Origin of the sequence: Variovorax sp. S12S4 (genome assembly GCF_023195515.1) — a bacterium.
In the GTDB taxonomy this organism is placed as follows: Bacteria; Pseudomonadota; Gammaproteobacteria; order Burkholderiales; family Burkholderiaceae_C; genus Variovorax.
This window is the reverse complement of record NZ_JALPKR020000002.1, coordinates 3459030-3485603: the sequence shown is the minus strand read 5'-3', so window position 1 is coordinate 3485603 and position 26574 is coordinate 3459030. Positions and strand designations below refer to the sequence as shown.

At 65.4% G+C, this 26574-nt stretch carries 31 protein-coding genes and 1 tRNA gene; 6 read left to right on the top strand and 26 right to left on the bottom strand.

Annotated features, from left to right (window positions below):
* The first annotated feature begins 115 nt into the window (after positions 1–115).
* Positions 116–1804 (top strand): sensor histidine kinase, encoded by a 1689-nt coding sequence (locus tag M0765_RS17215; protein ID WP_258504944.1) that lies wholly within the window; start codon positions 116–118, stop codon positions 1802–1804.
* Between the two features lie 22 nt (positions 1805–1826).
* Entirely contained in the window at positions 1827–2519 is a 693-nt protein-coding gene (locus tag M0765_RS17210; protein ID WP_258504942.1) for a response regulator, read from the top strand.
* A gap of 15 nt (positions 2520–2534) precedes the next feature.
* On the opposite strand, the gene M0765_RS17205 is transcribed toward M0765_RS17210, so the two are convergent.
* From M0765_RS17205 to M0765_RS17130, 16 genes are all read right to left on the bottom strand, one after another.
* A complete protein-coding gene (locus tag M0765_RS17205) occupies positions 2535–3443 on the bottom strand; it encodes a type II secretion system F family protein (protein ID WP_258504941.1) in 909 nt (302 codons plus the stop codon).
* 12 nt (positions 3444–3455) lie between these two features.
* The gene (locus M0765_RS17200; RefSeq protein WP_258504939.1) at positions 3456–4448 is read right to left on the bottom strand and encodes a type II secretion system F family protein; all 993 of its coding nucleotides are present in this window, start codon (positions 4446–4448) and stop codon (positions 3456–3458) included.
* A gap of 10 nt (positions 4449–4458) precedes the next feature.
* Positions 4459–5832, bottom strand: coding sequence for a CpaF family protein (locus M0765_RS17195; RefSeq protein WP_258504937.1), 1374 nt, complete (start codon positions 5830–5832; stop codon positions 4459–4461).
* Between the two features lie 54 nt (positions 5833–5886).
* On the bottom strand, positions 5887–7038 hold the full coding sequence (locus M0765_RS17190) for an AAA family ATPase (protein WP_258504935.1): 1152 nt from the start codon (positions 7036–7038) through the stop codon (positions 5887–5889).
* A gap of 20 nt (positions 7039–7058) precedes the next feature.
* Positions 7059–7487, bottom strand: a complete 429-nt coding sequence (locus tag M0765_RS17185; RefSeq protein WP_258504934.1) for a TadE/TadG family type IV pilus assembly protein — start codon at positions 7485–7487, stop codon at positions 7059–7061.
* Complete coding sequence (locus tag M0765_RS17180; RefSeq protein WP_258504932.1) at positions 7484–7945, bottom strand: TadE/TadG family type IV pilus assembly protein; 462 nt, start codon at positions 7943–7945, stop codon at positions 7484–7486. Before M0765_RS17180 ends, M0765_RS17185 begins: the two co-directional genes overlap by 4 nt.
* A 5-nt stretch (positions 7946–7950) precedes the next feature.
* Positions 7951–9174, bottom strand: coding sequence for a Tad domain-containing protein (locus tag M0765_RS17175; RefSeq protein ID WP_258504930.1), 1224 nt, complete (start codon positions 9172–9174; stop codon positions 7951–7953).
* 48 nt (positions 9175–9222) lie between these two features.
* Entirely contained in the window at positions 9223–9399 is a 177-nt protein-coding gene (locus M0765_RS17170; RefSeq protein WP_258504929.1) for a Flp family type IVb pilin, read from the bottom strand.
* Positions 9400–9493: 94 nt separating this feature from the next.
* Positions 9494–9679 (bottom strand): Flp family type IVb pilin, encoded by a 186-nt coding sequence (locus M0765_RS17165; RefSeq protein WP_258504927.1) that lies wholly within the window; start codon positions 9677–9679, stop codon positions 9494–9496.
* Positions 9680–9765: 86 nt separating this feature from the next.
* Entirely contained in the window at positions 9766–9981 is a 216-nt protein-coding gene (locus tag M0765_RS17160; RefSeq protein ID WP_258504925.1) for a Flp family type IVb pilin, read from the bottom strand.
* Positions 9982–10120: 139 nt separating this feature from the next.
* Positions 10121–10402: a hypothetical protein gene (locus tag M0765_RS17155; protein WP_258504923.1), complete on the bottom strand. Its 282-nt coding sequence runs from the start codon at positions 10400–10402 to the stop codon at positions 10121–10123.
* A gap of 28 nt (positions 10403–10430) precedes the next feature.
* Positions 10431–11933 (bottom strand): type II and III secretion system protein family protein, encoded by a 1503-nt coding sequence (locus M0765_RS17150; protein ID WP_258504921.1) that lies wholly within the window; start codon positions 11931–11933, stop codon positions 10431–10433.
* 24 nt (positions 11934–11957) lie between these two features.
* Positions 11958–12800 carry a Flp pilus assembly protein CpaB gene (gene cpaB, locus M0765_RS17145; protein WP_258504918.1) on the bottom strand — a complete coding sequence of 281 codons (843 nt, stop codon included), beginning with the start codon at positions 12798–12800 and terminating at the stop codon, positions 11958–11960.
* A 42-nt stretch (positions 12801–12842) separates the two neighbouring features.
* A complete protein-coding gene (locus tag M0765_RS17140) occupies positions 12843–13427 on the bottom strand; it encodes an A24 family peptidase (protein WP_258504917.1) in 585 nt (194 codons plus the stop codon).
* Between the two features lie 37 nt (positions 13428–13464).
* Complete coding sequence (locus tag M0765_RS17135) at positions 13465–13611, bottom strand: hypothetical protein (protein ID WP_258504915.1); 147 nt, start codon at positions 13609–13611, stop codon at positions 13465–13467.
* 268 nt (positions 13612–13879) lie between these two features.
* Entirely contained in the window at positions 13880–14590 is a 711-nt protein-coding gene (locus M0765_RS17130; protein WP_258504914.1) for an SDR family NAD(P)-dependent oxidoreductase, read from the bottom strand.
* 138 nt (positions 14591–14728) lie between these two features.
* On the opposite strand from M0765_RS17130, the gene M0765_RS17125 reads away from it, so the two are divergent.
* A tRNA-Lys gene (locus M0765_RS17125) sits at positions 14729–14804 on the top strand.
* A 311-nt stretch (positions 14805–15115) separates the two neighbouring features.
* The gene (locus M0765_RS17120) at positions 15116–15400 is read left to right on the top strand and encodes a hypothetical protein (protein ID WP_258504913.1); all 285 of its coding nucleotides are present in this window, start codon (positions 15116–15118) and stop codon (positions 15398–15400) included.
* Positions 15401–15423: 23 nt separating this feature from the next.
* Here the strand turns inward: M0765_RS17120 and M0765_RS17115 are convergent, their stop codons facing one another.
* Positions 15424–16668 carry a glycerophosphodiester phosphodiesterase gene (locus M0765_RS17115; RefSeq protein WP_258504911.1) on the bottom strand — a complete coding sequence of 415 codons (1245 nt, stop codon included), beginning with the start codon at positions 16666–16668 and terminating at the stop codon, positions 15424–15426.
* A gap of 187 nt (positions 16669–16855) precedes the next feature.
* On the opposite strand from M0765_RS17115, the gene M0765_RS17110 reads away from it, so the two are divergent.
* Complete coding sequence (locus M0765_RS17110) at positions 16856–18265, top strand: GAD-like domain-containing protein (protein ID WP_258504910.1); 1410 nt, start codon at positions 16856–16858, stop codon at positions 18263–18265.
* Positions 18266–18300: 35 nt separating this feature from the next.
* Here M0765_RS17110 and M0765_RS17105 read toward each other — a convergent pair whose 3' ends face one another.
* Positions 18301–18699, bottom strand: a complete 399-nt coding sequence (locus M0765_RS17105) for a hypothetical protein (protein WP_258504909.1) — start codon at positions 18697–18699, stop codon at positions 18301–18303.
* Between the two features lie 225 nt (positions 18700–18924).
* Between M0765_RS17105 and M0765_RS17100 the strand changes: the two genes are divergently transcribed.
* Entirely contained in the window at positions 18925–19104 is a 180-nt protein-coding gene (locus M0765_RS17100; RefSeq protein ID WP_157612912.1) for a hypothetical protein, read from the top strand.
* A 54-nt stretch (positions 19105–19158) separates the two neighbouring features.
* On the opposite strand, the gene M0765_RS17095 is transcribed toward M0765_RS17100, so the two are convergent.
* From M0765_RS17095 to M0765_RS17060, 8 genes are all read right to left on the bottom strand, one after another.
* A complete protein-coding gene (locus M0765_RS17095; RefSeq protein WP_258504907.1) occupies positions 19159–19422 on the bottom strand; it encodes a hypothetical protein in 264 nt (87 codons plus the stop codon).
* Positions 19423–19615: 193 nt separating this feature from the next.
* Positions 19616–20071 carry an acyl-CoA thioesterase gene (locus M0765_RS17090; RefSeq protein ID WP_258504905.1) on the bottom strand — a complete coding sequence of 152 codons (456 nt, stop codon included), beginning with the start codon at positions 20069–20071 and terminating at the stop codon, positions 19616–19618.
* The gene (locus tag M0765_RS17085; RefSeq protein WP_258504903.1) at positions 20071–20598 is read right to left on the bottom strand and encodes a MarR family winged helix-turn-helix transcriptional regulator; all 528 of its coding nucleotides are present in this window, start codon (positions 20596–20598) and stop codon (positions 20071–20073) included. The genes M0765_RS17090 and M0765_RS17085 overlap by 1 nt, the downstream gene beginning before the upstream one ends.
* A complete protein-coding gene (locus M0765_RS17080; RefSeq protein ID WP_258504901.1) occupies positions 20598–21374 on the bottom strand; it encodes an SDR family NAD(P)-dependent oxidoreductase in 777 nt (258 codons plus the stop codon). The genes M0765_RS17085 and M0765_RS17080 overlap by 1 nt, the downstream gene beginning before the upstream one ends.
* A 41-nt stretch (positions 21375–21415) precedes the next feature.
* On the bottom strand, positions 21416–23014 hold the full coding sequence (locus M0765_RS17075) for an ATP-dependent acyl-CoA ligase (RefSeq protein WP_258504899.1): 1599 nt from the start codon (positions 23012–23014) through the stop codon (positions 21416–21418).
* Entirely contained in the window at positions 23004–23735 is a 732-nt protein-coding gene (locus tag M0765_RS17070) for an ABC transporter ATP-binding protein (RefSeq protein WP_258504898.1), read from the bottom strand. The genes M0765_RS17075 and M0765_RS17070 overlap by 11 nt, the downstream gene beginning before the upstream one ends.
* Positions 23732–25519 carry a branched-chain amino acid ABC transporter ATP-binding protein/permease gene (locus M0765_RS17065; RefSeq protein WP_258504896.1) on the bottom strand — a complete coding sequence of 596 codons (1788 nt, stop codon included), beginning with the start codon at positions 25517–25519 and terminating at the stop codon, positions 23732–23734. The genes M0765_RS17070 and M0765_RS17065 overlap by 4 nt, the downstream gene beginning before the upstream one ends.
* On the bottom strand, positions 25519–26574 hold the full coding sequence (locus M0765_RS17060) for a branched-chain amino acid ABC transporter permease (RefSeq protein WP_258504894.1): 1056 nt from the start codon (positions 26572–26574) through the stop codon (positions 25519–25521). The genes M0765_RS17065 and M0765_RS17060 overlap by 1 nt, the downstream gene beginning before the upstream one ends.

Below are 26574 nucleotides of genomic sequence, written 5' to 3'. Positions count from 1 at the left end.
GGTATCAAACGTGAACAGAGCGGGCCCAGTACTCAATTTTCCGGAACGCCAAGGCTGGCGGCCCTCCGGACACACCAGCGGAGCATGAGATTGCTCAACGTACTGGAACAACGCCGTGCCAGCCACCTCCTTCGACCCGGACTGCGGGACCGACTTCAACCTTACCGCCGACGCGGTCATGGTTGCAAGGATGCGGTTGGTGCTGTCGATCTCCGCCGTGCTGGCGGTCGCGGTTGACGCAGGCGAGGCACAAAGGCACATCAGCAGCCCCATGTGGCTGGCATTCGCCAGCTACCTGCTCTACAGCGTCAGTGTTTACATCTGCACACGCACAGGACAGCGCTATTTCCGGGGCAAGGCGATCCACTGGTTCGATGTGCTGTGGTTCACGGTGCTCATATTCGTAACGGGCGGTCTTCCGAGCCTTTACTTTCTCTTCTACTTCTTCGTCATCCTCACTTCGTCGTTCCGCTGGGGCTATGAAGAAGGCGCCAGGGTGACGATGGCCTCCGTGGCGTCGTTCGCCGCCTGCAGCCTGGCCACCGGTACCGACACCTACACGCCGCAGTTACTCATGCGCACCACGTTCCTGCTGGCGCTGGGGCACATGATCGGCCACTGGGGTGGATCGAAGGTCGAGTTGCGGCGGCGCCTCTCGCTGCTGGGTCAGGTAAGCCGGCTGTCGAACCCCCGGTTCGGCGTGAACCGCACGATTGCCAGCACCATGGAAAGAACGCTCGACTTCTTCAAGGCGAGCCACTGCATCCTGCTGATGCGGGATTCGGAAACCGGCAGCTGGGTCATGCGCACTCTCAAGGAAGGCGATGCGGCGGACGCCGTCAGCGTCGAGACGATCAACCGCATTTCCGACTCGCCGCTCATGGCGCTGTCCGGAGAACGCATCGTGCTGAACAACCGCCGGCCCTGGCCGCTGAACTGGCTGCGGGCCGAGGGCCATGCCTGCGAGCCGCGCAACCACCGCTGGTTTGCGCTGGACGAACACGGAGCACGCCGCAGTTCGGCCGTTGCCGCAATGCTGGAGGCCCGCTCCTTCATGAGCGCACCGCTGCCGATGCGGCTGGGCGAGGGCCGGGTCTTCGTGTCGTCTCGCGACGGGCAATTCCGCAAGTCCGACGCGCTGTTCCTGGCGCACATCATGGGACACGTCTTCCCGGTGATCGAAACCATCGAGGTGCTGGACCGGATGGCTTCGGAAGCAGCTTCGAAGGAGCGCCTGAAGATCTCGCTGGACCTGCACGACACGGCAATCCAGCCCTATATCGGCCTCAAGCTGGGGCTGAGCGCCCTGCGCAAGAAGGCGGCTGCCGACAACCCGCTGATCGACGACCTTGAAAAGCTGGCAAGCATGGCCGAGAGCGTGGTGACCGACCTGCGGCGCTATGCCGGCGCCGTCAAGCACGGCGGCGACGCGCGTTGCGAGTTCATTCTTCCGCACCTGCACAAGCAGGCGGCGCGCATCAAGACGCTCTATGGGATCGACATTGCGATCCTGCTCGAAAGCGACGTCCACCTGGACGACCGTATGACGGCCGAAGTGCTTCAGCTGGTGCGCGAGGGGCTGAACAACATCTGCAAGCACACGCACGCACATCGCGGCTGCATCCGTATCGGCTGCACGAACGGCAAGCTGCACATCCGGATCGAAAACGAGAGCTGCGGCACGGAGTTCGCGAACTTCCGCCCCCGCTCCATCAGCGAACGCGCGGCGGCCCTTGGCGGCCGCGCGCAAGTCACCCAGGGCGCGGGCGGCGCCACGGCCGTTCTGGTCGAAATACCCATCTGATGAAGAAGGAAGAGGTGCAACCATGCAACCCGCTACCACCACCCAGCCCATCGGCGTCATGCTCGTGGACGACCACCAGACCATGCTGTGGGGCCTGTCGAGACTGATCGACGGCGAGCAGCCGCGCATGAAGGTCGTTGCCACGGCCAACTGCTGCGAAGACGCGCTGGAGCGAACCGGGCAATTCGCGCCCGACGTGATCGTGCTCGACCTGGACCTGGGTGGCCGGTCTGCCCTGGACATTCTTCCGATGTTGCTGTCGAACGAGGTGTCGCGTGCGCTCATCCTCACCGGGGAGCGCAGCCAGCAGACGTTGGATCTCGCAGTGCTGCGCGGCGCAAGGGGCGTGCTGCACAAGGACGCTTCTGCGGAGCAGGTGCTCGACGCAATCGAGCGCGTGCACAAGGGCGAGCTGTGCGTCGACCCGCAGGCCATGAGCCGTGTTTTCTCGGAACTGACCGCGCCCAGGAAGCCCGCGAAGGTCAACCCCGAAGCAGCCAGGCTGGCCAGCCTCACGCAGAAGGAGCGGCAGGTCATCCAGGCGGTCGTCCAGGGCAGCGGCGCGCCCAACAAGACGCTGGCTTCGCGGCTCTTCGTGACCGAGCACACGTTCCGCAACCATCTCACGTCGATCTACCAGAAGCTGGGCGTGGCGAACCGGCTCGAGCTGTACATCTACGCCATCAAGCACCAGCTCGACGCCGCGCCTCACTGAGCGGGCGCCGAGGCTTCAAAGCCCGCCACTGAGCATCGGCGAGATGATGCGAATCACCCGGATGGCCGCGGGCGTCAGGATGACCATCGAGATGCACGGAAAGATGCACAGCACCAGTGGCAGCAGCATCTTGGTCGGGACCTTCGCGGCAAGCTCTTCCGCGCGAACCTGGCGCTTGTGGCGCAGGTCGTCCGAGAACACGCGCAGCGACTCGCCCACGCTGGTGCCGAAGCGGTCGGCCTGGGTCAGCATGGTCGCGAAGGTTCCGATTTCTTCCACGCCGGTACGAAGCGCAAGGTTGTGCAGCGACTTCTCGCGCGTGCCGCCTGCGCGCATCTCGAGGTTGGTCCAGTGCAGCTCCTGCGCCAGGGCCTCGCTCTTGACGCGAATTTCCTCCGTGACCTTGACCAGCGCGGCGTCCAGCCCCAGGCCTGCCTCGACGCACACCAGCATCAGGTCGGCGGCATCGGGGAAATTCTCGAAGATGTCGCGTTGTCGCTCCTTGATCATCATGCGCAGCACGATGTTGGGCAGATAGCAGCCGAACAACGCCACCACCGCCAGCCACAGCAAGGTCGTGACTCCGTCGTCCGCGCCTGCCGCGCGTACCGCCACAAAGGCGAGCCCCGCAAAGCCCAGCGGCAGCAGCGTCTTCAAGCCGAAGTAGAAAAGGCTCGCGTCCGGGTGGCGGATGCCCGCGTTCAGGAACTTCAGCCGCAGCGGAGACGTCTCGCCATCGCCCGTGGGCGAAGACAGCTGGGCGAAAGGGCCGACGATCTTGACGGCGGTTTCGGTCCAGGCCGACTTGCCCGAAGAAGGCGCCACCGCCCTCAGGCGCTGCTCGGTGCGCGTGGGTAGCATCCAGACCGCGAATCCGCCGATGGCAAGAGACACGGTCACGAAAACGAGGATGGGAAGCAGCATGGCATTTCTCCTTCAGACACGAATCTTCACAATCTTGCGCAGGATCAGCACGCCGATCACCATCAAGCCCAGCATGTACTTGACTGCCGTGATGCCGATCGGATCGGTCCACAGCGGCGACATGAACTCCGGATTGAAGGTGTTCATGAGCACTGCAAGGGCGAAGGGCATAAGCCCGAGGATCCAGGCCGACAGGCGCCCTTCCGACGACAGCACCCGCACCCGCGCCAGCAGCTTGAGGCGGTCGCGGATGAGCTTGCTCAGGTTGCCGAGCACCTCGGTCAGGTTGCCGCCGGAGTCGCGCTGGATCAGCACCGACACCACGAAGTAGCGAAGGTCGGTAAGCGGAACGCGCTCGCTCATGTTCGTGAGCGCCTGCTGCAGCGAAACGCCGAAGCCGACCTCGTCGGCCACCATGCGGAACTCGCCGGCGATGGGCTCGGACATTTCCTCACCGATCATCTGCACGCTGCTCGCGAACGAATGGCCCGCGCGCAGTGCGCGCGTCACCAGGTCGAGTGCGTCCGGCAATTGCCGCTCAAGATGCGCCAGGCGGCGGCTGCGCCGGTGATTCAGGTAGAGCAGCGGCACCGCCGCGCCGGCTGCGCCCACGAGCAAGGCGATCCAGGCGGGCTGGTTTGCGAGCGACACCATCGCCGCGAAAACGACCATGCCCGACAGCGCGCAGGCCAACAGCACGTGGGATACCGTCCACTCCAGCCCGGCCTGGAGAATGAAGCGGTCCAGGCGGTGGGCCCGCGGAAGCTTCAGCAGAACGCGTTGCATCCACGGTGCGTCGCTGAGCACCCGGTCCTTCACGAGCCGGGTTTGCGCAACGCGGTCGCTGGCGGCCGACAGCGCCTGCAGCCGCTTGCCGATCTTCTGCGCATCGGGGCCGCGGTATGCGCGCCAGAGCATGTAGAGGCCTTCGATCACCAGCAGCACCGTCACGAAGACCAGCACCGACAGGGTAATGAGCGTGTCGCCAACCAGGTTCTGGAACATGAGAGGCTCCTTATTCGTAGTGCTTGTCGGGATCGAACATGGTGTCGGGCAGCACCACGCCGAAGGAGTGCAGGCGCTCGACGAATTTCGGCCGCACGCCGGTGGCATGGAAGTAGCCGCGCACGCGGCCATCGGGGCCCATGCCGGTCTGGCGGTACGCGAAGATCTCCTGCATGGTGACCACCTCGCCCTCCATGCCGGTGATCTCCTGGATGCTGGTGACCTTGCGGCGGCCGTCGACCATGCGCAGGACCTGGATCACAACGGTGATGGCCGAGGCGATCTGCTGGCGCACGGAATGATGCGGAAGGTTCAGGTTGGCCATGCTGATCATGTTCTCCAGCCGCGCCAGCGCATCGCGCGGGCTGTTGGCGTGGATGGTGGTCAGCGAGCCTTCATGGCCGGTGTTCATGGCCTGCAGCATGTCGACCGCCTCTGCGCCGCGCACTTCGCCGATGACGATGCGGTCGGGCCGCATGCGCAGCGCGTTGCGCACCAGCGCACGCTGCGTGATCTCGCCCTTGCCTTCGATGTTCATTGGCCGGGTTTCCATGCGGGCGACGTGCGGCTGCTGCAACTGGAGCTCGGCCGCGTCCTCGATGGTGATGATGCGTTCGGTGACGGGAATGAAGCCCGACAAAATGTTCAGCAGCGTCGTCTTGCCGGCGCCGGTGCCGCCGGAGATCAGCATGTTGATCTTCGAGCTGGCCAGCCCCTCGAGCATCAGCGCCATTTGCGGCGTGAGCGTCTTGAGGTCGTCCACCAGGTTCTCCATCTTCAGCGGGATCTTCGCGAAGCGGCGAATCGACATCATCGGGCCGTCCAGCGCCACCGGCGCCACCACCGCATTGACACGCGATCCGTCCGGCAGCCGTGCGTCGACCATGGGGCTGGATTCGTCGATGCGCCGCCCCACCAGCGAAACGATCTTGTCGATGATGCGCAGCAGGTGTTTCTCGTCGGTGAAGCTCACGTCCGTCAGTTCCAGCCGGCCCTTGCGCTCGACATAGATCTGGTCGTGCGAGTTGACCAGGATGTCCGACACGGTCGGGTCTGCCATCAGCAGCTCGATGGGCCCGAAGCCGAGCATCTCGTGCTGGATGTCCCGTATCAGCGTGCGCCGCTCGATATCGTTCAGCGCCTCGGGTTCTTCCTGCAGCAGCCGTGTGACCATGGTGGAAATCTCGTGGCGCAGCACCTCTGGCTTCAGGGTTTCGAGCACCGCCAGGTCGAATCGGTCCAGCAGCTTCAGGTGCATTCGCTCCTTCAGGAGCTTGTAGGAGTCCGATGCGAAGGACGAAAGCGCCGCATCGGCCACGGGCAAAACCGTGGGGCGCGCGACCGGCTCGGCTTCGATCGCATTGAGCTGTTCTCTGAATGACATGTGGACCTGCCTTGCTGTTGGAGGAAGAGGATTCGCCCGCGCGCAATGCGTGCGTCAGGCGCGGCGGAAGAGCCGGCCGATGAAGCCCGGCGCTTCTTTCTGGCGCGGACTGAGCGTGTGGGCAATTTCAACCAGCCGCTTGCAGAGCGCACTGCCGCGCGACATCTCGGCCAGCGGCACGCCGCGGTTGATCGAGGCGTCCACGTCCTTGCCGCCGTCGGGCACGCTGACCAGCGTGGCCCCGCCGAGTGAACGGCGCATATCGGACAAGCCGATCTCCGTGCCGCCCGCGCTGCGGTTGACCAGCAGCTCGACCTTGCCGGCCGGGTAGCCGAGCGACTTGAACATCTGCATGAGACGCGTCACGTTGCGGATGTGCGGCAGGCTGGGCTGGAGCACCGGAAAGATGCGGTCCGCACGGTCCATCACGCGAATGGTGAGCGGATCGACGCGCAGGCCGAGGTCGAACAGCACGAAGTCGTACTGCGCCACGGCCACCTGCAGGATGGCATCGATGTGCTCGGCCTTGACCTCGAGGGCGCGGGAAAGGTCTTCAGGCGCGGCAAGAATGCTGAAGCCCGGCGCCACCTTCACCGCGCTTGCGGCAAGCAAGGAGGCATCGAGCCGGCCGATGTCGCGCGCCACGTCGGCCACCGTGGAAGTGGGCCGCAGGTCGCACACGTAGGACAGCGCATCGCCGAACTGAAGGTTCAGGTCGATCAGCAGCACCGAGCGGCGCATGGAGAGCTGATGCCCGATGTTGGTCGCAAGAAAGGTGGCGCCGCTGCCGCCCTTGCACGGCATGAACGCCACCACCTGCCCCGGCTCGCGCGCCTGCGTGCCGGCCATCTTGAGCGCAATGCGCTCCACGGCCGCCTCCAGCGCCGCGGGCTCGGGCGGCGAAGGCAGCACTTCGCGCACGCCCGAACGCATGGCAAGAATCAGGAACTCCGGCGTCTGCATGGCGCACAGCAGCACCACCGCAATCGCGGGATGGCGCATGGTGAGCTGCTCCACCATCGCCAGCTCATGAGGGTCGCAGCACATGCCGTCCACCAGCAGGAGCTCGGGCGCCGATCGCTCAACCACCCATTGCATGCGGCTCTTGCCGCCTTCGAACGGCGAGACCACATGGGAGCGCGCCTCGAGCACCTTGCGCATGTCCTGCAGATGGGCGGGATTGGGGGAGATGATGGAGATCTTCATGGCGGGGTTCCGTTTCGTCTCTACGAGCAGATGGTCGGGCTGTGGGGGTCCTTGCGCATCACTTCGCGCGGAAGGAAGGTGGAAAAGCTCGGCATGGGAATCAGCGGCGCAGCCACCCCGACGATGGGCGAGATCCATTGGTAGTTGAGCCCGGTGATGCCCACCGTGACGCCCTGGCACGTGGCGGCCGTGCAACTCGCCGGCGTCCAGGCCACGCTCACGGCGGTGATCTGCGGCAGCAAGGCCTGCATGCGGGCCAGCACCAGCGCCTGCTGGGCGGTGTCGTCGCACACCACCGCGTAGCGCGCGCCGGCACGCGTGGCCTCGCTGGCCATGCTCCATGTGAACAGCATGCGCGAAAAGTCCACGATGCCCAGCAGCAGCATGAGAAAGATGAGCAGGCCCAGCGCAAACTCCACGGTGGTCGCCCCTGACGTGCGGTGTCTCATGATGGAGCCCTCATGGTGGCGGTGATGTCGCTGAAGACGATGTTGCCGTTCGCATCGGCAAACACCACGCCCATCACCGACGGAAAGAGCGAATGGAAGGTGTAGCTGCTGATGCGCACGGTCACCGTGGTGATGAGCGGGTTGGCGCCCGCCGGCTGCCAGGTGCAGCAGCTGTCCGCGGGCACATTCGAAAGGCTCAGGCCGCGCGCGAGCGGCGTGCCGGTGCCGGCGGTGTTGCCAAACACCATCAGGTTGCGCGCCTCCGTGATGTGCGTGCCTGGCGTCTGGACCGACAGGTAGCGAACCGCATCGCGCGTCGACTTGACCACCAGGTTGTATTCGTACATCGCCCGTCCGAACTCCGTCGTAATGAAGGTGAGCAGCAGCAGGAGCGGCGTGATGAGCGCCAGCTCGACCAGCGCCGCGCCGCGCTGCCTGTGGTTCGTAGGCCTTTTCATTCGCTTCACCTCACCAGAACGGGCACCAGGGGCCCGGCCGTGCCACCGGCGAGTCCGCTGGTGGTGCAGGGGCTGCCGGCCGCACCCGCATTGCCGCGGAACTCGAGCCATGTGTCGCTCATCGGAATGGTCAGCGGCTGCAGCATCAGCATGCAGGCGTAGTCGATGACACGTCCGCCGCCGTCGATCACCGGCACGGTGACCACACGCCGGTCCAGCCCATATTGCTTGTGGCCTCCGGTGACGTTGCCCGAGGCGGCCAGCTTCTGGAAGCTGTTGAGCGAAAGCCCGGTGAGGTCTTCGCAGTCCTTCACCTTGCCGGTAGCGGCACAGGAAGAGAAGGCCGCGCGCTTGGCCAGGAAGTCGCCAAAGGCGTTGGACTGCGCGGGCCAGGTGGCGGCGGTATAGGCGTAGCCCGTGTAGTCGGGCCGCTGCACGCTTGGATCGCCGCTGTTCTTGTAGATGCCGAAGCGCTGGTTCCAGACATCGACCACCGAGGTCTGCACACCGGGCGTGCCGAGTGTGTCGCCCACTTTCGTTCCGCAGTGGTTGTTCAGTTCGGCTTCGGTTTCCGAGGCGCTGTTGCTGCCGTCGAGATTGGCCCAACCGATCTCTCCGCCGGCGGATGCGTTCTGCGCCTGGATCAGCTTCACCCAGTCGCCCACGCTGAGCCCGTAGTTCGGCGCAACGCCTCCGGCCTTGGGCTTGAGGGCGACGGGGATCGGGCAGGTGGTCTGCGCACTGGCCCGTGTGGCCACTGCGCTGGCGAAGACGCTGCCTGTCGCAGGATAGGCAGCGGCATTGCCGGAGAAGGCCCCCATGGCCTTCATGAGCCAGATGACGATATTGGGCTGGGTGTGTACGCACTGCGCATAGGTGGCCACTGCGGGGTCGACCGTGGGCGCATACGAGGCATCGCGGAACGTGATGTCGGCGAGGACGAGCTGGCCCTCCCCGCTCCAGGTGGCCGACTGCATGTTGACCCGGTTCGCGTTACCGGCGGTCTGGCCCGCGCTTTGGGCCCGCGTGATCGCGTTGCCCTGCTTGTCGAGCTCGCGCGCGGCGGCCAGCGCGCAACTGTCGACGGCGGTCTGAAGCTCTGTCCGCACGACGAACAGGTGACCGAAGTCCAGCGCAATGCCCATGAATCCGAGGAGGAACAGCAGGACCAGTGCAGTGGTGATGATCATTGCGCCGCGCTGGCGGCGGCCGGGGTGGCGGACTTGCATGATCGGCTTCCTGTGCAATGGTGGCGGTTCAAGAAAAAACTCTGCGCTTTATTCGCACTCCACGCCGCCGAGGCAGGTGAAGACGCGATCGACGAAATCGCTGAGGCTGGTGCCCGTTGCCAGTGGCTGCAGGGCGATGATCAGCAGGATCGAGATCACCGCGATGAGCAGTGCGTACTCCACCACCTGGGCGCCGCTTTCTTCCTTCAGAAAGGACTTGAACATGGGACTACTCCTTTTGTGTCTTGAGAAGAAGGCGGACCTGACAAGAAGTGAGCCGGCGAGCGTGAGACATGCCACGGTTCGCCCGCCCAGCGACTTACACGCACCCGCCAGTCGTCGAAGTCAGGCAAGTGACAACACGGCCGATGAAGGTCGAGAAGCTGCCGTTGCTGTCGGTGAGCGCCTTCAATGCAACCACCAGTGCGATCGAGACGACCGCGATGATCAGCGCGTACTCCACGACTTGAGCACCGCTCTCGTCCTGCAGGAATGACTTGAACATGGGACTACTCCTTTTCATTGAGATGAATGCAGATCTGGTCAGTGAGCCGGCGAGCACGGGGTTTACCGGCTCGCCCGCCCAGCGACTTACACGCAACCGCCAGTTGTCGAAGTCAGGCAGGTTGTCACGCGACCGATGAAGGTCGAGAAGCTGCCGTTGCTGGCGGTAAGCGCCTTCAGTGCAACGACCAGCGCAATCGAAACGACCGCGATGATCAATGCGTACTCGACGACTTGGGCGCCGTCTTCGTCGCGCAGGAAGCTGTCGGTGGATTGGCCGATGGCCTGGAGAAGGTTTTTCATGGTTCTTTCCTTTCGAGGTTTGAACAGTTGGAAATCAGGTTTGAAGAATTGACGGGTGGGGACGAAAGTTGATTGAGATTCGTGGTTCTCTCCTTTCCATCTGAAGACTCTGTGGAACAAATCCGCAAAAAGGATGCAGTCACTTCGCCGAGCCGCCGATCTGGCCGCCGATGTTGATGACGTTCACCGCAGGCGGTGGCGTCTTGTAAGACTCGTGGTATTGCTTCATCGACTCGCTCGCCGAGCGGCCGTCCATGCCGGCAACCGGATTCCCGTCCTTGCCCGCATCGGGATTGAGGGTCATCTTCTTTCTGGCATCGCGCACCGCATCGCCAAAGCGCGCGTCGTAGTTCGGCGTGACGTGGGAGCATCCGGTGCCCAGCAGCAGCGTCAGCGCGAGAGTGGTCGACTTGATGAACATGGTGTGCTCCTGGCTGGTGTCATTGGGGTCATTGGGTATTGCCGGCCGGTGCAACCGGTGCCGGGGTGGCGCTTTCGAGGCTGCCGTTCAGGTAGACCTCGGCGCGGCTCGGAACGACGTGGTTGTCGGTCGGAACGCGGGGCACCTCGGCGAGCGGCCGCACCAGGCGCGGTGTGATCACGAACATCAGCTCGGTCTGGTCGTTCTGGAACTCGGTGCTGCGGAACAGCGCGCCCATCACCGGCACTTCGCCCAAACCGGGGTAGCGCTTGATGGATTCCGTGACATTGCTCTTGATGAGCCCCGCAATGACGAAGCTCTGCCCGTCGTTGAGCTGCACGGTGGTATCGGCACGGCGCACCGTCAGCGAAGGCAGCACGGCGGTCACGCCGGTCACGGTGGTAAAGGGCGAGCCGGTCTGCGACAGGTCGGACACCTCCGAGACCATCTTGAGATTGACCCGGCCGCCGTTGAGCACGGTCGGGGTGAACTTGACCCCGATGCCGAACTCTTTTTCTTCCAGCGTGATGTTCGTTCCACCGCCGCCGGCGGCGCTCTGCGCAACCGGAATGAAGATCTTTCCGCCCGACAGGAAGCTCGCCTGCTGGCCGCTGATGGCCATGATGTTGGGCTCCGCCAGGATGCGCACCAGGCCGTCGTCTTTCTGGCCGTCGATGCCGATGGACGTGCGGCCGATCCTCAGCGCCTCGATCAGGCCCCCGCCCCCGCTCAGGAAGCTGGAGATCAGCGAATAGCTGTCGCGGCCGCCGCTGCCCGAGCGGCTCAATCCGACGCGCGCGCCCAGCCGGTCCAGCAGGGTCTTGCTGATCTCGGCAATCTTGACTTCGAGCATGACCTGCTGCGGCGCCGTGACCCGCAGCAGGTTCACGACCTTCTTGCCGTCGGCACCGTAGGCCATGGCCAGGCTCATCACGTCGTCGAGCTTGAGCGCGTCGCTGATCTCGCCGGTGAGCACGATCGATTTCTCCGCGCTGCGCACGCGGATGCGGTTCTCTTCGGGCATCAGCTCGGCCAGCTTCGACTGCAGTGCGCCCGGATCGATGGTGACGACCACGTCCTTGATGTAGCAGGTGCCGTCGGTGCTTTGCAGCACCACGTTCATCGAGCCGGCCTGGCGCCCGCGAAAGAAGAGATCGTTCGGGCTCAGCAGCATCACGTCGACATCGGCCACGCCGTCGCCTGCGTTCGCGGCCGTAGGTGCCGCGGCTGCAGGTTGCCCTGCCGGCGCAGCGGCCGGCGCGCGGTTCGGCGGCTGGCCGCTGACCACGATGCGCGCCACGCGTGCCTTGAGCGGAATGACCACCGACTTGCCGAGCACCGCGTAGGTGGGCTGGTCGTCCGGAATGATCGCCGTGCAGCGTCGCATCGCAGGTGCGGCGGCCGGTGCGGGGGCCGAGGGCGCCGCAACGGGCGTCGGAGCCGGGGCTGCGGGCTCCGCCGCAAACCCGGGCGTCGCCAGGGTCGTGAGCGCCGCCAGCAGCCAGGCGGGTGAAGAAGAGAGATATTGCACTTGTGGTTCCTCCGGACTGGATGATCAGAAGCAGGTGAGCGAGCGGGCTGCGTGCTGGATCACTTCCACGCACTCGGATTGCCGCAACGCCACGGGAGCCGTACGCGGCACTCGCGCAGGGGCCGGCCGGGCTGCCACCGTGGTGGCAATCGGCAGGATTTCCTTCTCGCCGAACAACTGGCCCTTGGTGATGCCAGCGGTGGCCACCGTGGTCTTGTCCATCTGGTTGCGCAGCACCAGCGAGAGGGTTCCCACGCTGCGCGCCAGGTCGAGCTTTTCGGAGTCTTCGAGCGAGAGCTCCAGCGTCACGGCGCTGACAACCTTGGGCTTGGTGTCGTCGCGGTTGGCCTCTTGCGCCACGGCCAGCACCAGCACTTTTTCGAGCACGGTCTTGCTGATCTGGCGACCCTCTTCGCCGCGGTTCTTGTCTTGCTGCGCGTTGACCATCACGTCGACGTAGTTGCCCGGCAGCGCGAAGCCCGCCACACCGACCACGTCGTTGACCCGCACGGTCATGGCGCGCTTGCCGCTGGCAATGACTGCGGAAAGCCCGCCCTGGGTGCCGACCGGCGCGAGCTTGCCTTCGAGAATGGCCTCGCCGCGCAGCACGCCGACCTTGACCACGCGGTCCTCGAGCGACTTGGCATCCGTGAACGAACCGGGCGGCAGCGAGCCGCTCGGCCAGTCGACCAGCGACAGCATCTGGGGATTGACCCGGCTGCCCAGTTCGATGTCGACCGCGGCCACCACCACCTTGTTGGATGCGATGCCGCCCTGTCGGGAGACCCAGCCCGCTGCGTAGACCGCGGCCGCCAGGCCGGTCAGGAGGGCCAGCAGAAGCAGCCCGAGCGCCTTGATGTTTTTCATGCGAATCTCCGCCGTGGATGGATGGGTGAACGAGGGGACGGGCTAGACGAAGCCCAACTGATGCGCCAGGACCTGTGCAATCGTCCCCACGCAAATGCAGATGCCGTAAGGCAGTTTTCCGATGGATTGCCGCGTGTCGATCGCTCCGCTCGGCCGGATACCCGCAATGCCCGAGACGACGATGCCCTGCGCCGCGCCCTTGACGTTGGCCAGCATGTGGCCGAGGCGACGCCGGTGAATGGCCACCGCCACGGCCGCGAAGCCGCCGGCAATGCAGGTGAACAGGATGGTCTGCAGCGTCTGCTGGGGCCCGAGAAAGGCGCCGACCATCGCCATCAGCTTGACGTCGCCCGCACCCATGATCCGCAGCACATAGAACGGCAGCATGATCGCGAAGCCGGTTCCCAGCCCGCCCAGGGCGTTTATCGCGCCGGCCGTCGGCGTACGCGCCGCGAAGGTGCCGTAGATGATTGCGAACACCGCGCCGCCGAAGGTGAGCCAGTTGGGAATACGGTAGAAGCGCACATCGCTCACCGCGGCCATCACCAGCAGAACGAAGAGCCCGCCCATGCGGAAGTCCGACGCCAGCAGCATCAGCAGATCGAGGAAAGCGTCGAGTTCCGTCATGAGGTCTGTGCTCCGTATGGACAGGGTCAGTGGCACTTCAGGCGCTGCGCCGTATCGCCAGCAGCAGGAGCAGGCACACAACCAGCACCAGCGCGCCGATGAGCGCAAACTCCATGAACGACATGCCGGCGTCTTCACGCAGCAGGTTCATGAAGGTTCTTGGCAGCAGTTCGATCGGTTCCATGCGTGTTCTCCAGTGAGGTAGCCAACCGGCGCCGCCTTTCATCCGAACCGGATCGAAGCGTTTTGCCGTGGAGTCACTGTAGAAATTGCGCGCTCTGCGCACATGAGCGATGCGCCCCTTCTGGAGGGAGACAATCGCCCCGCCCCCGCCCGCCGCACCCATGACAAAGCGCCTGCCTCGCTTGGCGGCTGTCTTTGCAGCGGCGCAAAGCAAAACGCCCTGGCGTTGCGCCAGGGCGTTTGTTCATTTGTGAATCAGGTGCCGCGCGTCAGGTGTCGAGCGTCAGGTGCTGTCCATGCAGCGCCGCGGCGGCCGGCGATGCCAGGAAAGCGATGGTCTGCGCGGCGACCGAAGTCGACACCCATTCCGCCGGATTCGCGTCAGGCATGGCCTGCCGGTTGGCCGGCGTGTCGAGCACGCTGGGCGCAACGCTGTTGACGGCCACGCCATGCGGTGCGGCTTCGGCGGCCATGGCTTCCACCAGCCGCTGCAGCGCGCTCTTCGATGCGATGTAGGCCGCCATGGCAGGCAGGCCGCGCGCCGCCACCTTGGCGGTGACGGCAACGATGCGCCCGGCACCGCGCTCGATCATCGAAGGCAGCACCGCCTGCGTGACCGCAACGAAAGACCAGGCGTTGAGATTCATCATCCGGTCCCAGCTTGCGCGCGAGAGCGAATGGGTCGCCTCGCCCATCTCGAAGCCGCCGGCAATGTGAACCAGCGCATCGATGCGGCCGAAAGCCTTGAGCGCCTGGCCCGACAGGTCCGCCATTTCGGACGGCGACGTCACGTCTCCCGCGAGCAGCAGGTGCTGCGAATTGTCCAGGCCCGGAAAGACCTCATTCAGATGGTCTGCGCGGTGATCGATCAACGCAAGGCGGGCGCCCTGCGCAAGAAAGTGCTGGGCCACCGCGCGGCCCAGCGCGCCCGCGGCCCCGGTGATCACGACATGCGGCAGCTCGGTGATTGGATCGGTCATGGAAAATCTCCTTGGTTGAGGGCCAGGCCCGTCGATGATGGCGAATCGTACCGCCGCCCCGCACAAAATCGTTGAGCCCCGGAATTTTTACGCTATACTTGCGGTCTTGCCTAAAAACGCACAACGTTTTGAGCGCAAGGGCTCTTAGCTCAGTTGGTAGAGCAGCGGACTCTTAATCCGTAGGTCGAGTGTTCGAGTCACTCAGGGCCCACCACCAACACCAGAAGTAGCGCGGTTCCCGCGCTATTTTTTTGCCGGGACTGTTCTGCAATCGCCGACGGTCTTCTGCAAGAAAGAAAAACCTCCCGCTTCACTGCAGGGAGGTTTTTTTCTTTTTGGCTTCCGCACTTGCAACTCCGTGCAGCGGATTCGTCAACCGCCTCTCCAGCCCACTTCCCACGGGGCGCTCACCGCTTCCTGAGAGGCGGCGGTCACATGCGAAAAAGTCACATTTTTTACCGCACACCCGCACACAGATGAGCATGGCAAGGCGGATGCTGCGGACTTTTACCGGAGGCCGATGCAATGCTCAATCAAGTCATTCACAACGCGACCATCACATTGCAATTGCCGCTCGACATGAGCGCCAGCGGCGAGATCGCTGCGCTTCGATCGGCGGGAATTCCGGTCGACGAGCTGGGCAATGCAACGTCCGGCTATCTGTTCGTGCGAACCACGGGCCGCGGAGACCACCAGACCAACACCTTTCGATGGTTTGCCGCCGGCATCGGCCTGGCACCCGCGGTTTCGGTTCCGAGTCAGCCGATGCCGGTCGCTTCTGCAGTCGCCGAAGAAGCACCGGCCTGGTGACCGATAGGGGCGGACCCTCTGCCTCAATCGTTGTTGCGCTCGCACTTGCGCGAGTTGACCAGGCAGCCGGCGTAGTCAGGGTCGTGCTTGAGCAGGAACATCGCACGCGCCGCCACTGCCGTGTCCGCGAAATCGCTGAACAAGCCGTCGACGCCGGCTTCGTAGAACGCGAGGTACTCGTTGACGGCGTTGCCGCCGAAGCTGCCGGTCAGCCGCTTCTGCTCGCTGCGGAAGGTGTACGGATGGACCAGCAGCCCCAGCCGATGCGCATTCGCGATCACGTCGGTGGGCGGCAGCAGCACGCGGTCGCGATCGTCGACCAAGCCGTCGCCCGTCACGTCGGCGCACGCGCCGTTCTGCACCGACTTGCAGGCGCTTGAAATCAGGTACGGCTTCCAGGGGCCGATGCCGTCCGCATAGCCCCTGACCTCTTGCAGGCCGCGCGGCGTCACCAAATCCTTGAACTGGCCGTCGCGGTTCGACACGACCCAGTCGTAGGGCTTGTCGTAGGGCTTGCTGAAGTCCAGCGAGCCGTCGGGCTTGACGTCATTCGCGTCCACCAACTGGATCAGGCGCACGCTCGTCTTGCTGCGCAGATAGCGAAGATTGGCGGTTTCGAACGACTGGATGAAGACCGGCGCGTTGCGCTGGTTCCAGCCCGCGGCACTCAGCACGGCCAGCAGGCGGTCTTCCAACGGAAGCCCGATGGTCTGGTGATAGGTCGGATGCTTGGTCTCCGGATAGATGCCGATGCGCCTGCCCTCCTCGCGCGACTTGCGCTTGGCCAGGTCGATCACCTCGGCCAGCGTCGGAACCTGGAACCTGCCGTTGAAGGACTGGTCGCGCTCGGGAAAAGACTGCACCGCGCGCAGTTGCTTGATCTCGGCCAGGGTGAAGTCGCTGGCAAAGAAGCCATCGGTCGGAACGCCGTCGAGCACCACCGTGCGCCGGCGGTTGGCGAACTGCGGCAGGTCCTTCACGTTGGTGGTGTCGATGAGGTTGGGCTCGTGGCGTGCGATCAGGTGGCCGTCCTTCGTGGCGACAAGGTCGGGTTCGATGTAGTCGGCGCCCAGAGAGATGCCCAGCGCGTAGGCCTCGAGCGTGTGCTCGGGCAGGTAGCCGTTGGCGCCGCCCCGGTGCCCGATGACCAGCGGCGCGTTGTCGGCGCGCCGGCGCGCGCGTTCTTCGTGCGCGGTGGCCGGTGTGGCGGCCACAAACAACATGCCCAGGCCGAGCATGGCTGTGCAGATCTTCTTCAGGTGGTTCAAGGCAAGTCTCCTGGTTGGTGTGCGAGCGGAACTTAGGCGCCCTGCGTGACAGGCCGGTGAATCGGCCGTGGGCGCCGCGCGGTCATCGGGTGCGGATCATGACGCGCCGGTTTTGCGTGCGCAATCCCCAGGGGAGCCGACTCACGCAGAATCCGGGCTCATCGCATTCTTGAAAAAGCGGAAGTCCATGTTCGGTCGAATCAAGCTCCATCCATTCATCAAGGCGAACCCGCCGCATGCCGGCTGTGTGCCCGCCACGCAGGAGCTGCTGCAAAGGTATGAAGGCGGGCTGCCCGCGGCAATGCTCGAGCTCTGGCGCAAGCACGGCCTGGGGCTGTACGGACACCGGCAGATCTGCCTGATCGAGCCGGATGCATGGCAAGCCACGCTCGACCGGTGGATCGTTGCTTCGCCGCAAGATGCCGTGGTGCGAGTGCCGTTTGCGATCACGCCGTTCGGCACCCTGCTCTTCTACCGGAAGCTCACCGCAACGGACGAGGACGTGGCAACCCTGAACCCCGTCACGCGCAGCACCAGCATCCTGAGTTGGGACGCGGTGGATTTCTTCAACAGCGTGCTGAGCGATGCGGACTTTGTCGATGAATTCATCCGCCCGGACATGCTCGAAAAAGCGCAGTGCGAAGCCGGACCGCTTGCGGCCGGCGAGGTCTACTACGTCGATCCGACGCTGCTGTCCATGCAGATGCTCAAGATCGTCAAGACCGATGCGCTGGCGCTCCACCAGAAGCTCCGCGCGGAGGTCGATCGCGAAAGCGCCTCGCCTGCATCGCCGCCCCACAGCGTTTATGCGGCCATGCCCGCAGAATACCGCGAGGCCTTCGAGAACACGGAAAGAGACAGCGACCGCCCAAGCGGACTCTTCCTGTCGGCCTACATCGACTGGCGCCGGCTGCTCGCGCTCGACGGCAATGGCGGCTACCAGCTGCTCTTCTGGGAGAACGACGAAAAGACGGGCGAGGCAGTGGGCGTGCGGCATTACAGCGGGCCGTACGAGGTCGTCGAAACAGACGGCGGCGACCGCCTGGTGCAGCTCGACGTAGAGCTGAACGACGATTCACTCGGCAGCGATGCCAACGACGAGCGCTTGTACGTCATGCAAAGCGGCGGCGAATCGTGGCTGCTGCAAGAAGGTGCCATCGAAGACATCGCAACGTCCATCGGTGCCGATGGAACGATGGGCCGGTCTGAACACTACTTCCGGCCCGTGCGGTTGAGCGATCCCTTTCCTGCCGACAAGCCCGACGGAACGACCGCCCCGCCCTTCGAAGACCTGCCGGCCGCACTGCAAGCCCTCGTTCACCGCGAACCGCTGCGGGCCACGATCATCGAGGTCAGTGCAGAAAGCGATCCCGAAGAATCGACCGCGATGGTCAGGGTGAACGTGGGAAGCAACCACGGCCTGCGGATGAACATGCCGCTCATGTCGCCCAAGGGCAGCCCGCGCGAGCTTTACGGCTGGGTGTGGGAGATGGACGCCGATAGCTGCGGGGTCAGCATCGAAGTGGTGTACGACTCGGCCGGTGCGATCGTCGACGGGCCGCAGATAGGGGAGGTGCTTGTTACCCGGGCGGATTGAACAGCCCCTCGCCGCTTACCGTGGCCAGCGGTGCTTCAACCCACCATCCACCCTTCGACAAAGCGCGACAGCAACTCGCGCTTCTCGCCCACTTCCGCAATCAGGTATTGCCGGGCATGCTGCTGGGCCAGCTCGCTCGCCAGGAACCATTGCTCGCGCGTTTCGTCGCCCTGCGGAGGCGGCTTGCCCCAGATGGCGCTTTCGCCGAGAAAAGCCTCTGTGACCGGCAGGCGCCCGTCGGTTCGGCCCAGTTCCGACAGCGGGTTGGGCGGCCCGCCGAGTTCGACGCGGACGTGAACGGCATCGCCTTCCACGTCGATGGATGCACCCAGCCCGCCCGCTTGGAGCACACTCCACAGTTGTTCGGCGGAAGCGTGGCGAACCCAGCTTTCCAACGCCCGCTTCAGGCTTTCAGTGATGATTTCTTTGTCCATACGGCAATATTTCACACTTTTCTAAAGTGATTTCACCAGCATCCGGCCCTGTCCCGCTCCGAAAAGGCGATTGGCATGGCATCTTGCGGGTTGCTGTCATGCATCGCAAGAAGAACAAGAACTCCGGCGACAGGGGCGCATAAAGTTTCGAAGCTCAAGCTCGTTGCACCCGCCTCGGCGGGTATTTTTTTGTTCCGCCCCGCGGGCTACGCTATATTTCCTGTCATGGAAAAGGCGTCAGACTTAGGCAAACCCACTGTTCCCATCGACCTGATCGGTCCGGAGCACTGGGCCCGTTCAAGCCGCCGCAGCGGCCGCACCACCAAGGTGATCTGCCTGATCGTCGGCGGCCTTGCGACCGCCGGGATCATCGCCTACGGCGTCTTCGGGGGCTTCAGCCGCTGAGCCTGCCGCTCTGGGGGCTGCCGCTTCCCTACTCTTTCGGGAGGTAAATAGTGTTTACGGCACCGTCGACAACCGGGACAATCGTTCTCGTCCCCTCGTCGTCGTTTTCAAACAGTGCCCAATCTCACCGTCGCGCGCCGCCGCAATGTTCTTGCGCTGCACCGCCGCTTTCTCGAAGGGGCCATTGCAGCCGGCCTGCCCGCCAAGGGGCTGGACCAGGCCTTTGCCAGGAAGATCGAAATCTCCCCCAGCATGTGGAGCCAGATCAAGAGCTCGCGGCCGATCGGCGACACCCTGGCGCGGCAGATCGAGCGGCATTGCGAAGTGGAAACTGGCTGGCTCGACGAGGAAGACCGCGCCTCCGAAGTGCCCGACGCGGCTGAAGAGCGCTTCATTGCGGCCGCGCGCGAGGCCTGGCGCCAGGCCAACGCAAAGGGGAAAAAGAGCTCAGCGGCTGGCTCAAGCAGCGCGCACACGGCGCTGGCGAAGAGCCGCCGGCCTGAGCCTTTTCTTAGGCAACAGAAGAAGGCGACATGCGCAGGATGGCCGCGCGCAAGTCTTGCGGAATTTCCACCGCGCGATGGCTCTCGAGCGAAGTCGTCACCAGCACCTGCTTCACCTGCATGCGCAGTTCACCGCCGGCCGGCTCGAAGCAGCGCAGGACGAGCGAGATCGAGCGTGAACCCAGCCGCTCGACCGACAGGCCGAGCGCGACCTGGTCGCCCATGCGGCTCACCGCGCGAAAGTCGGCCTCCAGCCGCACCGTGGGCAAGCCGACGCGCCGCTCCGAGATGAGCGCGTGGTAGTCGATGCCGAGCCCTTCGCTCACCCAGTCTTCCACCAGCCCGTTGAGCATGACGAAGTACTGCGGGTAGAACACGATGCCCGCCGGATCGCAGTCGGAAAAGCGGATCATCCGCGTGCGGCGGAATTCGGCCTGGGGCGCTTCCCTCTGGCTTGCGGTCATCAGCCCTCCTCGCCCGAGGGCTCGCTGCGCATCACGTGCACGCGCAGTTGACCGAGCTGCGCATGCATCTGCTTGACGGTCTTCATGTCGAGGCCCGAGAACATTTCGAGAATCCATTGCTCGTGCTCCTTGGCCATGGTCTCGAAGCTGGCGCGGCCCTTGGGCGTGAGGCTCACGATCCACGAGCGGCGATCGTCGGGGCTGTGTGCGCGCGCCACCACGCCGTCGCGCTCGAGCTCGTCCGTGAGGCCGGTAACGTTGCCGCCCGTGACCATCAGGTAGCGCGACAGCACCCGCATCTTCAGGCCTTCTTCGTAGCGATACAGCTGCGCCATGTAGTCGAAGCGCGCCAGCGAAATGCCGAAGCGCTCGCGCAGCCGGCGCCGAATTTCGGCCTCGATCTGCGTGGTGCTTGCGAGCATGCGCAGCCACAGCTTGAGCATGGCGTGGTCTTCACGGCCCGCGCGCGCCTCGTGGCCGAGTTCTTCGGCATCGCTGAGCGCGGCGTGCGAGGCATCGTTGCGCATTACATGACCTCCCCGCCGGAAACCGATACCGACTGCCCGGTGACGGAGGCCGCGCCCTCGCCGCACAGCCAGCGCACCGCATCGGCCACCTCGGCGGGCTGCACGATGCGCCGCTGCGGATTGACGTTGGAAAACTCGGCCAGCGCATCGGCTTCGCTGCGGCCGGTCTTGCCGACCACGTTGGCGACGCTCGCGCGCAGGATGTCGGTGTCGGTATAGCCGGGGCATACCGCGTTCACCGTCACGCCCTTGCGGGCCACTTCGAGCGCAAGCGAGCGCGTGAGGCCGATCACGCCGTGCTTGGCCGCCGTGTAGGCGGCCACATAGGCATAGCCCTTCTGGCCGGCGGTGCTCGCAATGTTGACAATGCGGCCCCAGCCCGCCTCGAGCATGTCGGGCAGTGCCGCCTGCGCGCACAAGAAGCTGCCCGTCAGGTTGACCGACAGCATGCGCTGCCAGAGCTCGACCGAGGTCTTGAGAAAAGGAGCGCTTTCCGCGGCGCCGGCGTTGTTCACCAGGATTGCGATGGGCCCTCGCCCGGCGCGTGCCTGCGCGAACGCGGCCTGCACCGCTTGCGCATCGGCCACGTCGGCGGCCACGACACCATGGCCTTGGCCCTGGAGCGAGGCGGCCACGCGCTGGAGCGAATCGATGTCGCGCCCGAGCAAGGTCAGCGTAGCGCCTTCGGCGGCGAGGGTGCGGGCGATTTCGGCTCCGATGCCGCGCGCGGCGCCAGTCACCAGGGCGTGGCGGCCGCTCAATGGATTTGCATGCATACCTGAAATGTTTAGTTCTGAACGATTCTAGCGAATGTGGCCTATCGCTTGTTCAGCGCACGGTCCCAGGTCTGCGCGCCTACCCCGCGCTCGCGCAGCTTGAACTTCTGAACCTTGCCGTTCTCGGTGCGCGGCAGGTCGGGCAATACATCGACATAGCGGGGCACCGCAAAATACGGCAGGCGGCTTTCGCAGAAGCTCATCAGTTCCAGCGGATCGATGCGCTCGCCCTCGCGCGGCACCAGCGCGGCCATGACTTCGTCTTCAGCAAGCTCGGAACGCACCGGGTACACCGCGCAAGACGCAACGCTGCGATGGCTCAGCAGCACCTGCTCGACCTCGAACGAAGAAATGTTTTCGCCGCGCCTGCGGATCGCATCCTTGATGCGGTCGACAAACCTGAAGGCTCCGTCGGCGTCGCGCACCACGCGGTCGCCGGTGTGAAACCAGAGATTGCGCCAGGCCTCGACCGTCTTCTCGGGCATGTTGAAGTAGCCACTTGCGAAGGCATGGGGTTCGTCGGCGCGCAGCAGCAATTCGCCGGCTTCTCCCGCGGGCAGCTCCGCATCGCCCTCGTCGGCAACACGCGCCTGGAAACCGGGCCGCAGCCACCCCATGACGCCGCCGCGCGGCGAATCGGGTGCGGTGGCAATGGCAAAGTTGGTTTCGGTGGAGCCGTAGCCTTCGAGCAGGCGCACGCCGGTGCGCTCGAAAAACGCCTTGCCGGCGGCCTCGGGCACACCGGGCCCGAGGCCGATGCGCACGCGATGGTTGCGCTCGCCCTCGCCCGCGGGTTGCGCAAGCAGTATCGGCACCATGGCACCCAGCAGGTAGACCACGGTGGCGCCGTTCGCATGCATCGAAGGCCAGAAGCCCGAGGCCGAGAAGCGCGTTTCAAAGACAACCTTGGAGCCCGTCAGCGCGGCTTGCGCAAAGGTGTTGAGCGCATTGATGTGAAAGAGCGGCAGCGTGGTGCACAGCACGTCGTCCGTCGCCACGCCGAGCACCTCGGCGCTGTTCACGCCCCACCAGAAATACTGCGCATGCGGGCAGATCACGCCCTTGGCCGGGCCCGTGGTGCCCGAGGTATACAGAATGGCCAGCGGATCGCCGGGCTGCACGTCGGCCGGCTCAGCAGCCGGGCCGCCGGAGGGATACGCCAGCACGCGCACGCTGGCCGGTGCGAGCCACGCCGCGGGCTCGCCGCCGGCCGCCTCGCCGACGATCCAGATTTCCTTGAGCTTCGTTCGCCCGAGGTCCGCGGCCTGCAGGCGGCTCAAAAACCCGGCTTCCATGACCAGCAGCTTCGCTTCGCTGTGTGAAAGGAAGTACTCGATCTGCGGCCCCATGGAGGCGGTGTTGATCGGCACCGTCGAAGCGCCGATCCAAGCGGCACCTAGAAAGGTTTCCAGAAACTCGATGCGGTTGCCGCACATCACGGCCACGCGGTCTCCGCGCTCGATGCCCGCTTGCGCGAGTGCGCCCGCGCGAGCGCCCGCTGCTTCTGCCGCATCGGCATGCGACCAGCGAGAGCCCGCAATGCGCAGCAACGGGCGCGTACCGAACACTGCCGCCTGCCGCTGCAGCATGGCCGGCAGCGTTCGCTGTGCCGGGGGCACTGCGCGCGGTTCACTCGTCATCGTGCGTGCCTCCGCCAAGATAGGTGGCCTGCACCCGCGGGTCGCTCGCCAGCTCGGCCGAAGCGCCTGAAAGCGCGATCTCGCCGGTTTCGAGCACGTAGCCGTGGTCCGAGGTTTCAAGCGCGGCGCGCGCGTTCTGCTCCACCAGCAGGATCGACACGCCGTCTTCGCGCAGCTTGCGCACGATGGTAAGAATGTCCCGCACGATGAGCGGTGCAAGGCCGAGGCTGGGCTCGTCGAGCATCAGCAGGCGCGGCGCCGACATGAGTGCGCGGCCCACCGCCAGCATCTGGCGCTCGCCGCCCGAGAGCGTGTCGGCGCGCTGCGCGCGGCGCTCCGCGAGCCGCGGAAAGCGGTCGTATACCGATTGCAGCCGCTTCTTCATTGCATCGCCGCGCAGCCGCTTGGCATAGGCGCCGAGCTGCAGGTTGTCCAGCACGGTGAGCTCGCCGAACAGCTCGCGCTTCTCGGGCACAAGGCACAGGCCGCGCTCCACGCGCGCTTCCACATCGAGCCCTTGCAGGTCTTCGCCCTCGAAGCGCAGCGTGCCCTTGCAGGGCAGCAGGCCCATGGCGGCGGCCAGCAGCGTGGTCTTGCCCGCGCCGTTGGGCCCGATCACCGAGATGATCTGCCCTGGCTGCAGGTCGATCGACACGCCGCGCACCGCCTCGACCTGCCCATACGACACATGCAGATCGCCGATCTCCAGCATCGCGGTCATACAACGCTCCCCAGGTAAGCCGCTTGCACACGCTCGTCGGCGCGCACCGCCGACGGCACGCCCTCCACGAGCTTGGAGCCGAAGTTCATCACCACCAGCCGGTCCACCAGTTTCATCACGAAGTCCATGTCGTGTTCAACGATCAGGATGGTCACGCCCTCCTCGCGCAGCTTGCGCAGCAGGTCTCCGAGCGCCATCTTTTCCTTGCGGCGCAGGCCTGCCGCGGGCTCGTCGAGCACCAGCAGCACCGGGTCTGCAGCCAGCGCGCGCGCAATTTCGAGAATGCGCTGCGTGCCCAGCGGCAGGCTGCCCGCGAGCTCGTGCGCGCGGTCGCCCAGGCCGATACGGTCGAGCTGGCGCTGCGCCTCCTGCAGGATCTGCCTTTCCTCGGTGCGGTCCAGCCGCAGGCCGGCTTTCAAGACACCCGAGCGCGTACGCGAATGCGCACCCAGCGCCACGTTGTCGAGCAGGCTCATGTGCGGCCGCAGCTTCACGTGCTGGAAAGTGCGCGCCAGCCCCAGCCGCGCCACCTGGCGCTGCGGCATGCCGGCGATGTCGTGCTCCAGAAAGCGCACCTGGCCCGCGCTCATCGGCAGCGTGCAGGTCAGCAGGTTGAACATCGTCGACTTGCCGGCGCCGTTCGGGCCGATCAGTCCGATGATTTCTCCCGCATTCACTTCAAAGCTCACGTCGTTCACCGCCACCAGCCCGCCGAAGCGCTTGACCGCGCCCTTCACCGACAGCACCTGCGTGCCGCGCGCGGGCAGTTGCCGGTGCGGCAGCGGTTCGACCGCAGGTGCTTCATAGCGCGAGGCACCCTGCGAGCCGGCCCTGCGACGCGTCCAGCGCCGCAGCAGGCCCATGAGACCGCCGCGCGCAAAGTGCAGCAACAGAATGAAGAGCGTTGCGAACGCCACCGCCTCCAGCTGCCCGGCACGCTGCGTGAGCATGGGCAGTACGTCCTGCAGGCCGTTCTTCAACACCAGCACCAGGGCCGCGCCCACCAGCGCGCCAGCCAGCTGCCCGAGCCCGCCGGCCACCGCCATCAGCAGGTACTCGATGCTCGCGCGCACGTCGAACGGCGACGGACTCACGAAGCGGTTCATGTGCGCATAGAGCCAGCCTGCCAGCCCCGCAAAGAGCGCGGCCGTCACAAACAGCGTAAGCCGCACGCGGTAGGCATCGGCCCCCACGCTGGCCAGCAGCGTGGCGCCGCCGCGCAGCCCGCGAATCGCACGGCCGGGGCGCGACTGCAGCAGGTTGTGGCTGAACAGGCAGGCCAACCCGACCACCACCCAGATCAGGTAGTACATCGACCGCGGATCGGCCAGCGACCAGCCCGCGACCTGCAGCGCCGGAATGTTCGACAGCCCCGTGTGGCGCCCGAGCGCATCGACGTTGCCGAACAGCATTGCGATCGACAGGCCCCACGCGATGGTGCTCAGCGGCAGAAAGTGTCCGCCGAGCCGCAGCGTGAGCATGCCGATGGCAAGGGCCGACAGCCCGGTGAGCAGCAGCGCGAACAAGAGGCCGATCCATGGCGACATGCCCTGCGTGGTCGTGAGCCACGCCGTCGCATAGGCCGCAATGCCCACGAAGGCCGCCTGCCCGAACGAGGTTGCCCCACCCACGCCGGTGAGCAGCACCAGCCCGAGCGCCACCAGCGCGCCGATGCCGATGTCGTTGAGCAGCGAAACCGTGAAGCTGCCCGCCACCGCCGGCACCAGCGCCAGCACGACGACCACCACGGCGATCCAGCCCATGCGTTTGCGGTTGCCGTTCATCATTGGTCCACCTCGTCTTCTTCCTCTTCGGAATGCGCGGCCAAGAAGGAGCGCAACATGAGCACCGGTATGAGCAGGCTGAACACGATCACATCCTTCAGCGCCCCGCTCCAGAACGACGCGAAGCTTTCCACCACACCGACGGCGAGCGCACCCACGGCCGTCATCGGGTAGCTCACGAGCCCGCCGATGATCGCGGCCACGAAGGCTTTCAGGCCGATGATGAAACCCGAGTCGTAGTACATGGTCGTTACCGGTGCGATCAGTACGCCGATGAGCCCTGCCAGCAGCGAGGCGCAGCCGTAGGCCAGCAGCGCGGTGCGCACCGGCCGAATGCCGACCAGCCGCGCGCCCACCCGGTTCACCGCCGTCGCGCGCAGCGCCTTGCCGGCCACCGTACGCTCGAACACCAGGAAGAACAGCCCGCTCAACACAATGGCCGCGCCCACCATCAGCACCACCTGGCCGCTGACGGTGAACCCATCGCCCAGCGTGAACACCGCGCTCGTGAGCGGCGTGGTGCGCGAGCCTTCAGGGCCGAAGAACAACAGGCCAAGGCCCGAGAGCAGGAAGTGCAGCGCCAGCGAAACGATCAGCAGCACCAGCACCGAAGCGTCGGCAATCGGCTGGAACACCACCCGTGCGAGCAGCGGCGCGATGGGCACCACCAGCAGCACCGCCACCGCGATATGCACCGCCACCGGCACCCCCGGCCTTGCCGCAAGCCACGCCAGCACGCAGGGAATCGCGGGCAACACGCCCCACATCAGCACCGCCTTGGGAATGCGGGCGGCTTCACCGCGCCGCAGCAGGCCGCCGACTTCCGTTGCCAACGCCAGCGCCGTGAGCACGGCCACCATGCCAATGGTCGGCGGCACTCGGCCGGTTTCGAAGGCCGCGAGCGACAGTGCGGCAAAGGCCGCGATGTCGCCGAACGGCACGAAGACCACCCGCGTGACGGAAAAGATCAGCACCAGCCCGAGCCCGGCCAGCAGATAGATGGCACCGTTGGCGAGGCCGTCGGTGACAAGGATCAGCGCCACGTCCCATGTCAT

Excerpts from the sequence above, each read along its gene's own strand:
- M0765_RS17090 (WP_258504905.1), bottom strand. The coding sequence starts at position 20,071 with ATGACCGCAAGCCAGAGGGAAGCGCCCCAGGCCGAATTCCGCCGCACG.
- M0765_RS17185 (WP_258504934.1), bottom strand. The coding sequence starts at position 7,487 with ATGAGACACCGCACGTCAGGGGCGACCACCGTGGAGTTTGCGCTGGGC.
- M0765_RS17205 (WP_258504941.1), bottom strand. The coding sequence starts at position 3,443 with ATGCTGCTTCCCATCCTCGTTTTCGTGACCGTGTCTCTTGCCATCGGC.
- M0765_RS17135 (WP_258504915.1), bottom strand. The coding sequence starts at position 13,611 with ATGGAACCGATCGAACTGCTGCCAAGAACCTTCATGAACCTGCTGCGT.
- M0765_RS17210 (WP_258504942.1), top strand. The coding sequence starts at position 1,827 with ATGCAACCCGCTACCACCACCCAGCCCATCGGCGTCATGCTCGTGGAC.
- M0765_RS17075 (WP_258504899.1), bottom strand. The coding sequence starts at position 23,014 with ATGACGAGTGAACCGCGCGCAGTGCCCCCGGCACAGCGAACGCTGCCG.
- M0765_RS17080 (WP_258504901.1), bottom strand. The coding sequence starts at position 21,374 with ATGCATGCAAATCCATTGAGCGGCCGCCACGCCCTGGTGACTGGCGCC.
- M0765_RS17060 (WP_258504894.1), bottom strand. The coding sequence starts at position 26,574 with ATGACATGGGACGTGGCGCTGATCCTTGTCACCGACGGCCTCGCCAAC.
- M0765_RS17065 (WP_258504896.1), bottom strand. The coding sequence starts at position 25,519 with ATGAACGGCAACCGCAAACGCATGGGCTGGATCGCCGTGGTGGTCGTC.
- M0765_RS17195 (WP_258504937.1), bottom strand. The coding sequence starts at position 5,832 with ATGTCATTCAGAGAACAGCTCAATGCGATCGAAGCCGAGCCGGTCGCG.
- M0765_RS17140 (WP_258504917.1), bottom strand. The coding sequence starts at position 13,427 with ATGACGGAACTCGACGCTTTCCTCGATCTGCTGATGCTGCTGGCGTCG.
- M0765_RS17085 (WP_258504903.1), bottom strand. The coding sequence starts at position 20,598 with ATGCGCAACGATGCCTCGCACGCCGCGCTCAGCGATGCCGAAGAACTC.
- M0765_RS17200 (WP_258504939.1), bottom strand. The coding sequence starts at position 4,448 with ATGTTCCAGAACCTGGTTGGCGACACGCTCATTACCCTGTCGGTGCTG.
- M0765_RS17070 (WP_258504898.1), bottom strand. The coding sequence starts at position 23,735 with ATGACCGCGATGCTGGAGATCGGCGATCTGCATGTGTCGTATGGGCAG.
- M0765_RS17190 (WP_258504935.1), bottom strand. The coding sequence starts at position 7,038 with ATGAAGATCTCCATCATCTCCCCCAATCCCGCCCATCTGCAGGACATG.
- M0765_RS17110 (WP_258504910.1), top strand. The coding sequence starts at position 16,856 with ATGTTCGGTCGAATCAAGCTCCATCCATTCATCAAGGCGAACCCGCCG.
- M0765_RS17175 (WP_258504930.1), bottom strand. The coding sequence starts at position 9,174 with ATGCAAGTCCGCCACCCCGGCCGCCGCCAGCGCGGCGCAATGATCATC.
- M0765_RS17155 (WP_258504923.1), bottom strand. The coding sequence starts at position 10,402 with ATGTTCATCAAGTCGACCACTCTCGCGCTGACGCTGCTGCTGGGCACC.
- M0765_RS17180 (WP_258504932.1), bottom strand. The coding sequence starts at position 7,945 with ATGAAAAGGCCTACGAACCACAGGCAGCGCGGCGCGGCGCTGGTCGAG.
- M0765_RS17100 (WP_157612912.1), top strand. The coding sequence starts at position 18,925 with ATGGAAAAGGCGTCAGACTTAGGCAAACCCACTGTTCCCATCGACCTG.
- M0765_RS17095 (WP_258504907.1), bottom strand. The coding sequence starts at position 19,422 with ATGCCGCTCGATCTGCCGCGCCAGGGTGTCGCCGATCGGCCGCGAGCT.
- M0765_RS17120 (WP_258504913.1), top strand. The coding sequence starts at position 15,116 with ATGCTCAATCAAGTCATTCACAACGCGACCATCACATTGCAATTGCCG.
- M0765_RS17130 (WP_258504914.1), bottom strand. The coding sequence starts at position 14,590 with ATGACCGATCCAATCACCGAGCTGCCGCATGTCGTGATCACCGGGGCC.
- M0765_RS17105 (WP_258504909.1), bottom strand. The coding sequence starts at position 18,699 with ATGGACAAAGAAATCATCACTGAAAGCCTGAAGCGGGCGTTGGAAAGC.
- cpaB (WP_258504918.1), bottom strand. The coding sequence starts at position 12,800 with ATGAAAAACATCAAGGCGCTCGGGCTGCTTCTGCTGGCCCTCCTGACC.
- M0765_RS17160 (WP_258504925.1), bottom strand. The coding sequence starts at position 9,981 with ATGAAAAACCTTCTCCAGGCCATCGGCCAATCCACCGACAGCTTCCTG.
- M0765_RS17170 (WP_258504929.1), bottom strand. The coding sequence starts at position 9,399 with ATGTTCAAGTCCTTTCTGAAGGAAGAAAGCGGCGCCCAGGTGGTGGAG.
- M0765_RS17165 (WP_258504927.1), bottom strand. The coding sequence starts at position 9,679 with ATGTTCAAGTCATTCCTGCAGGACGAGAGCGGTGCTCAAGTCGTGGAG.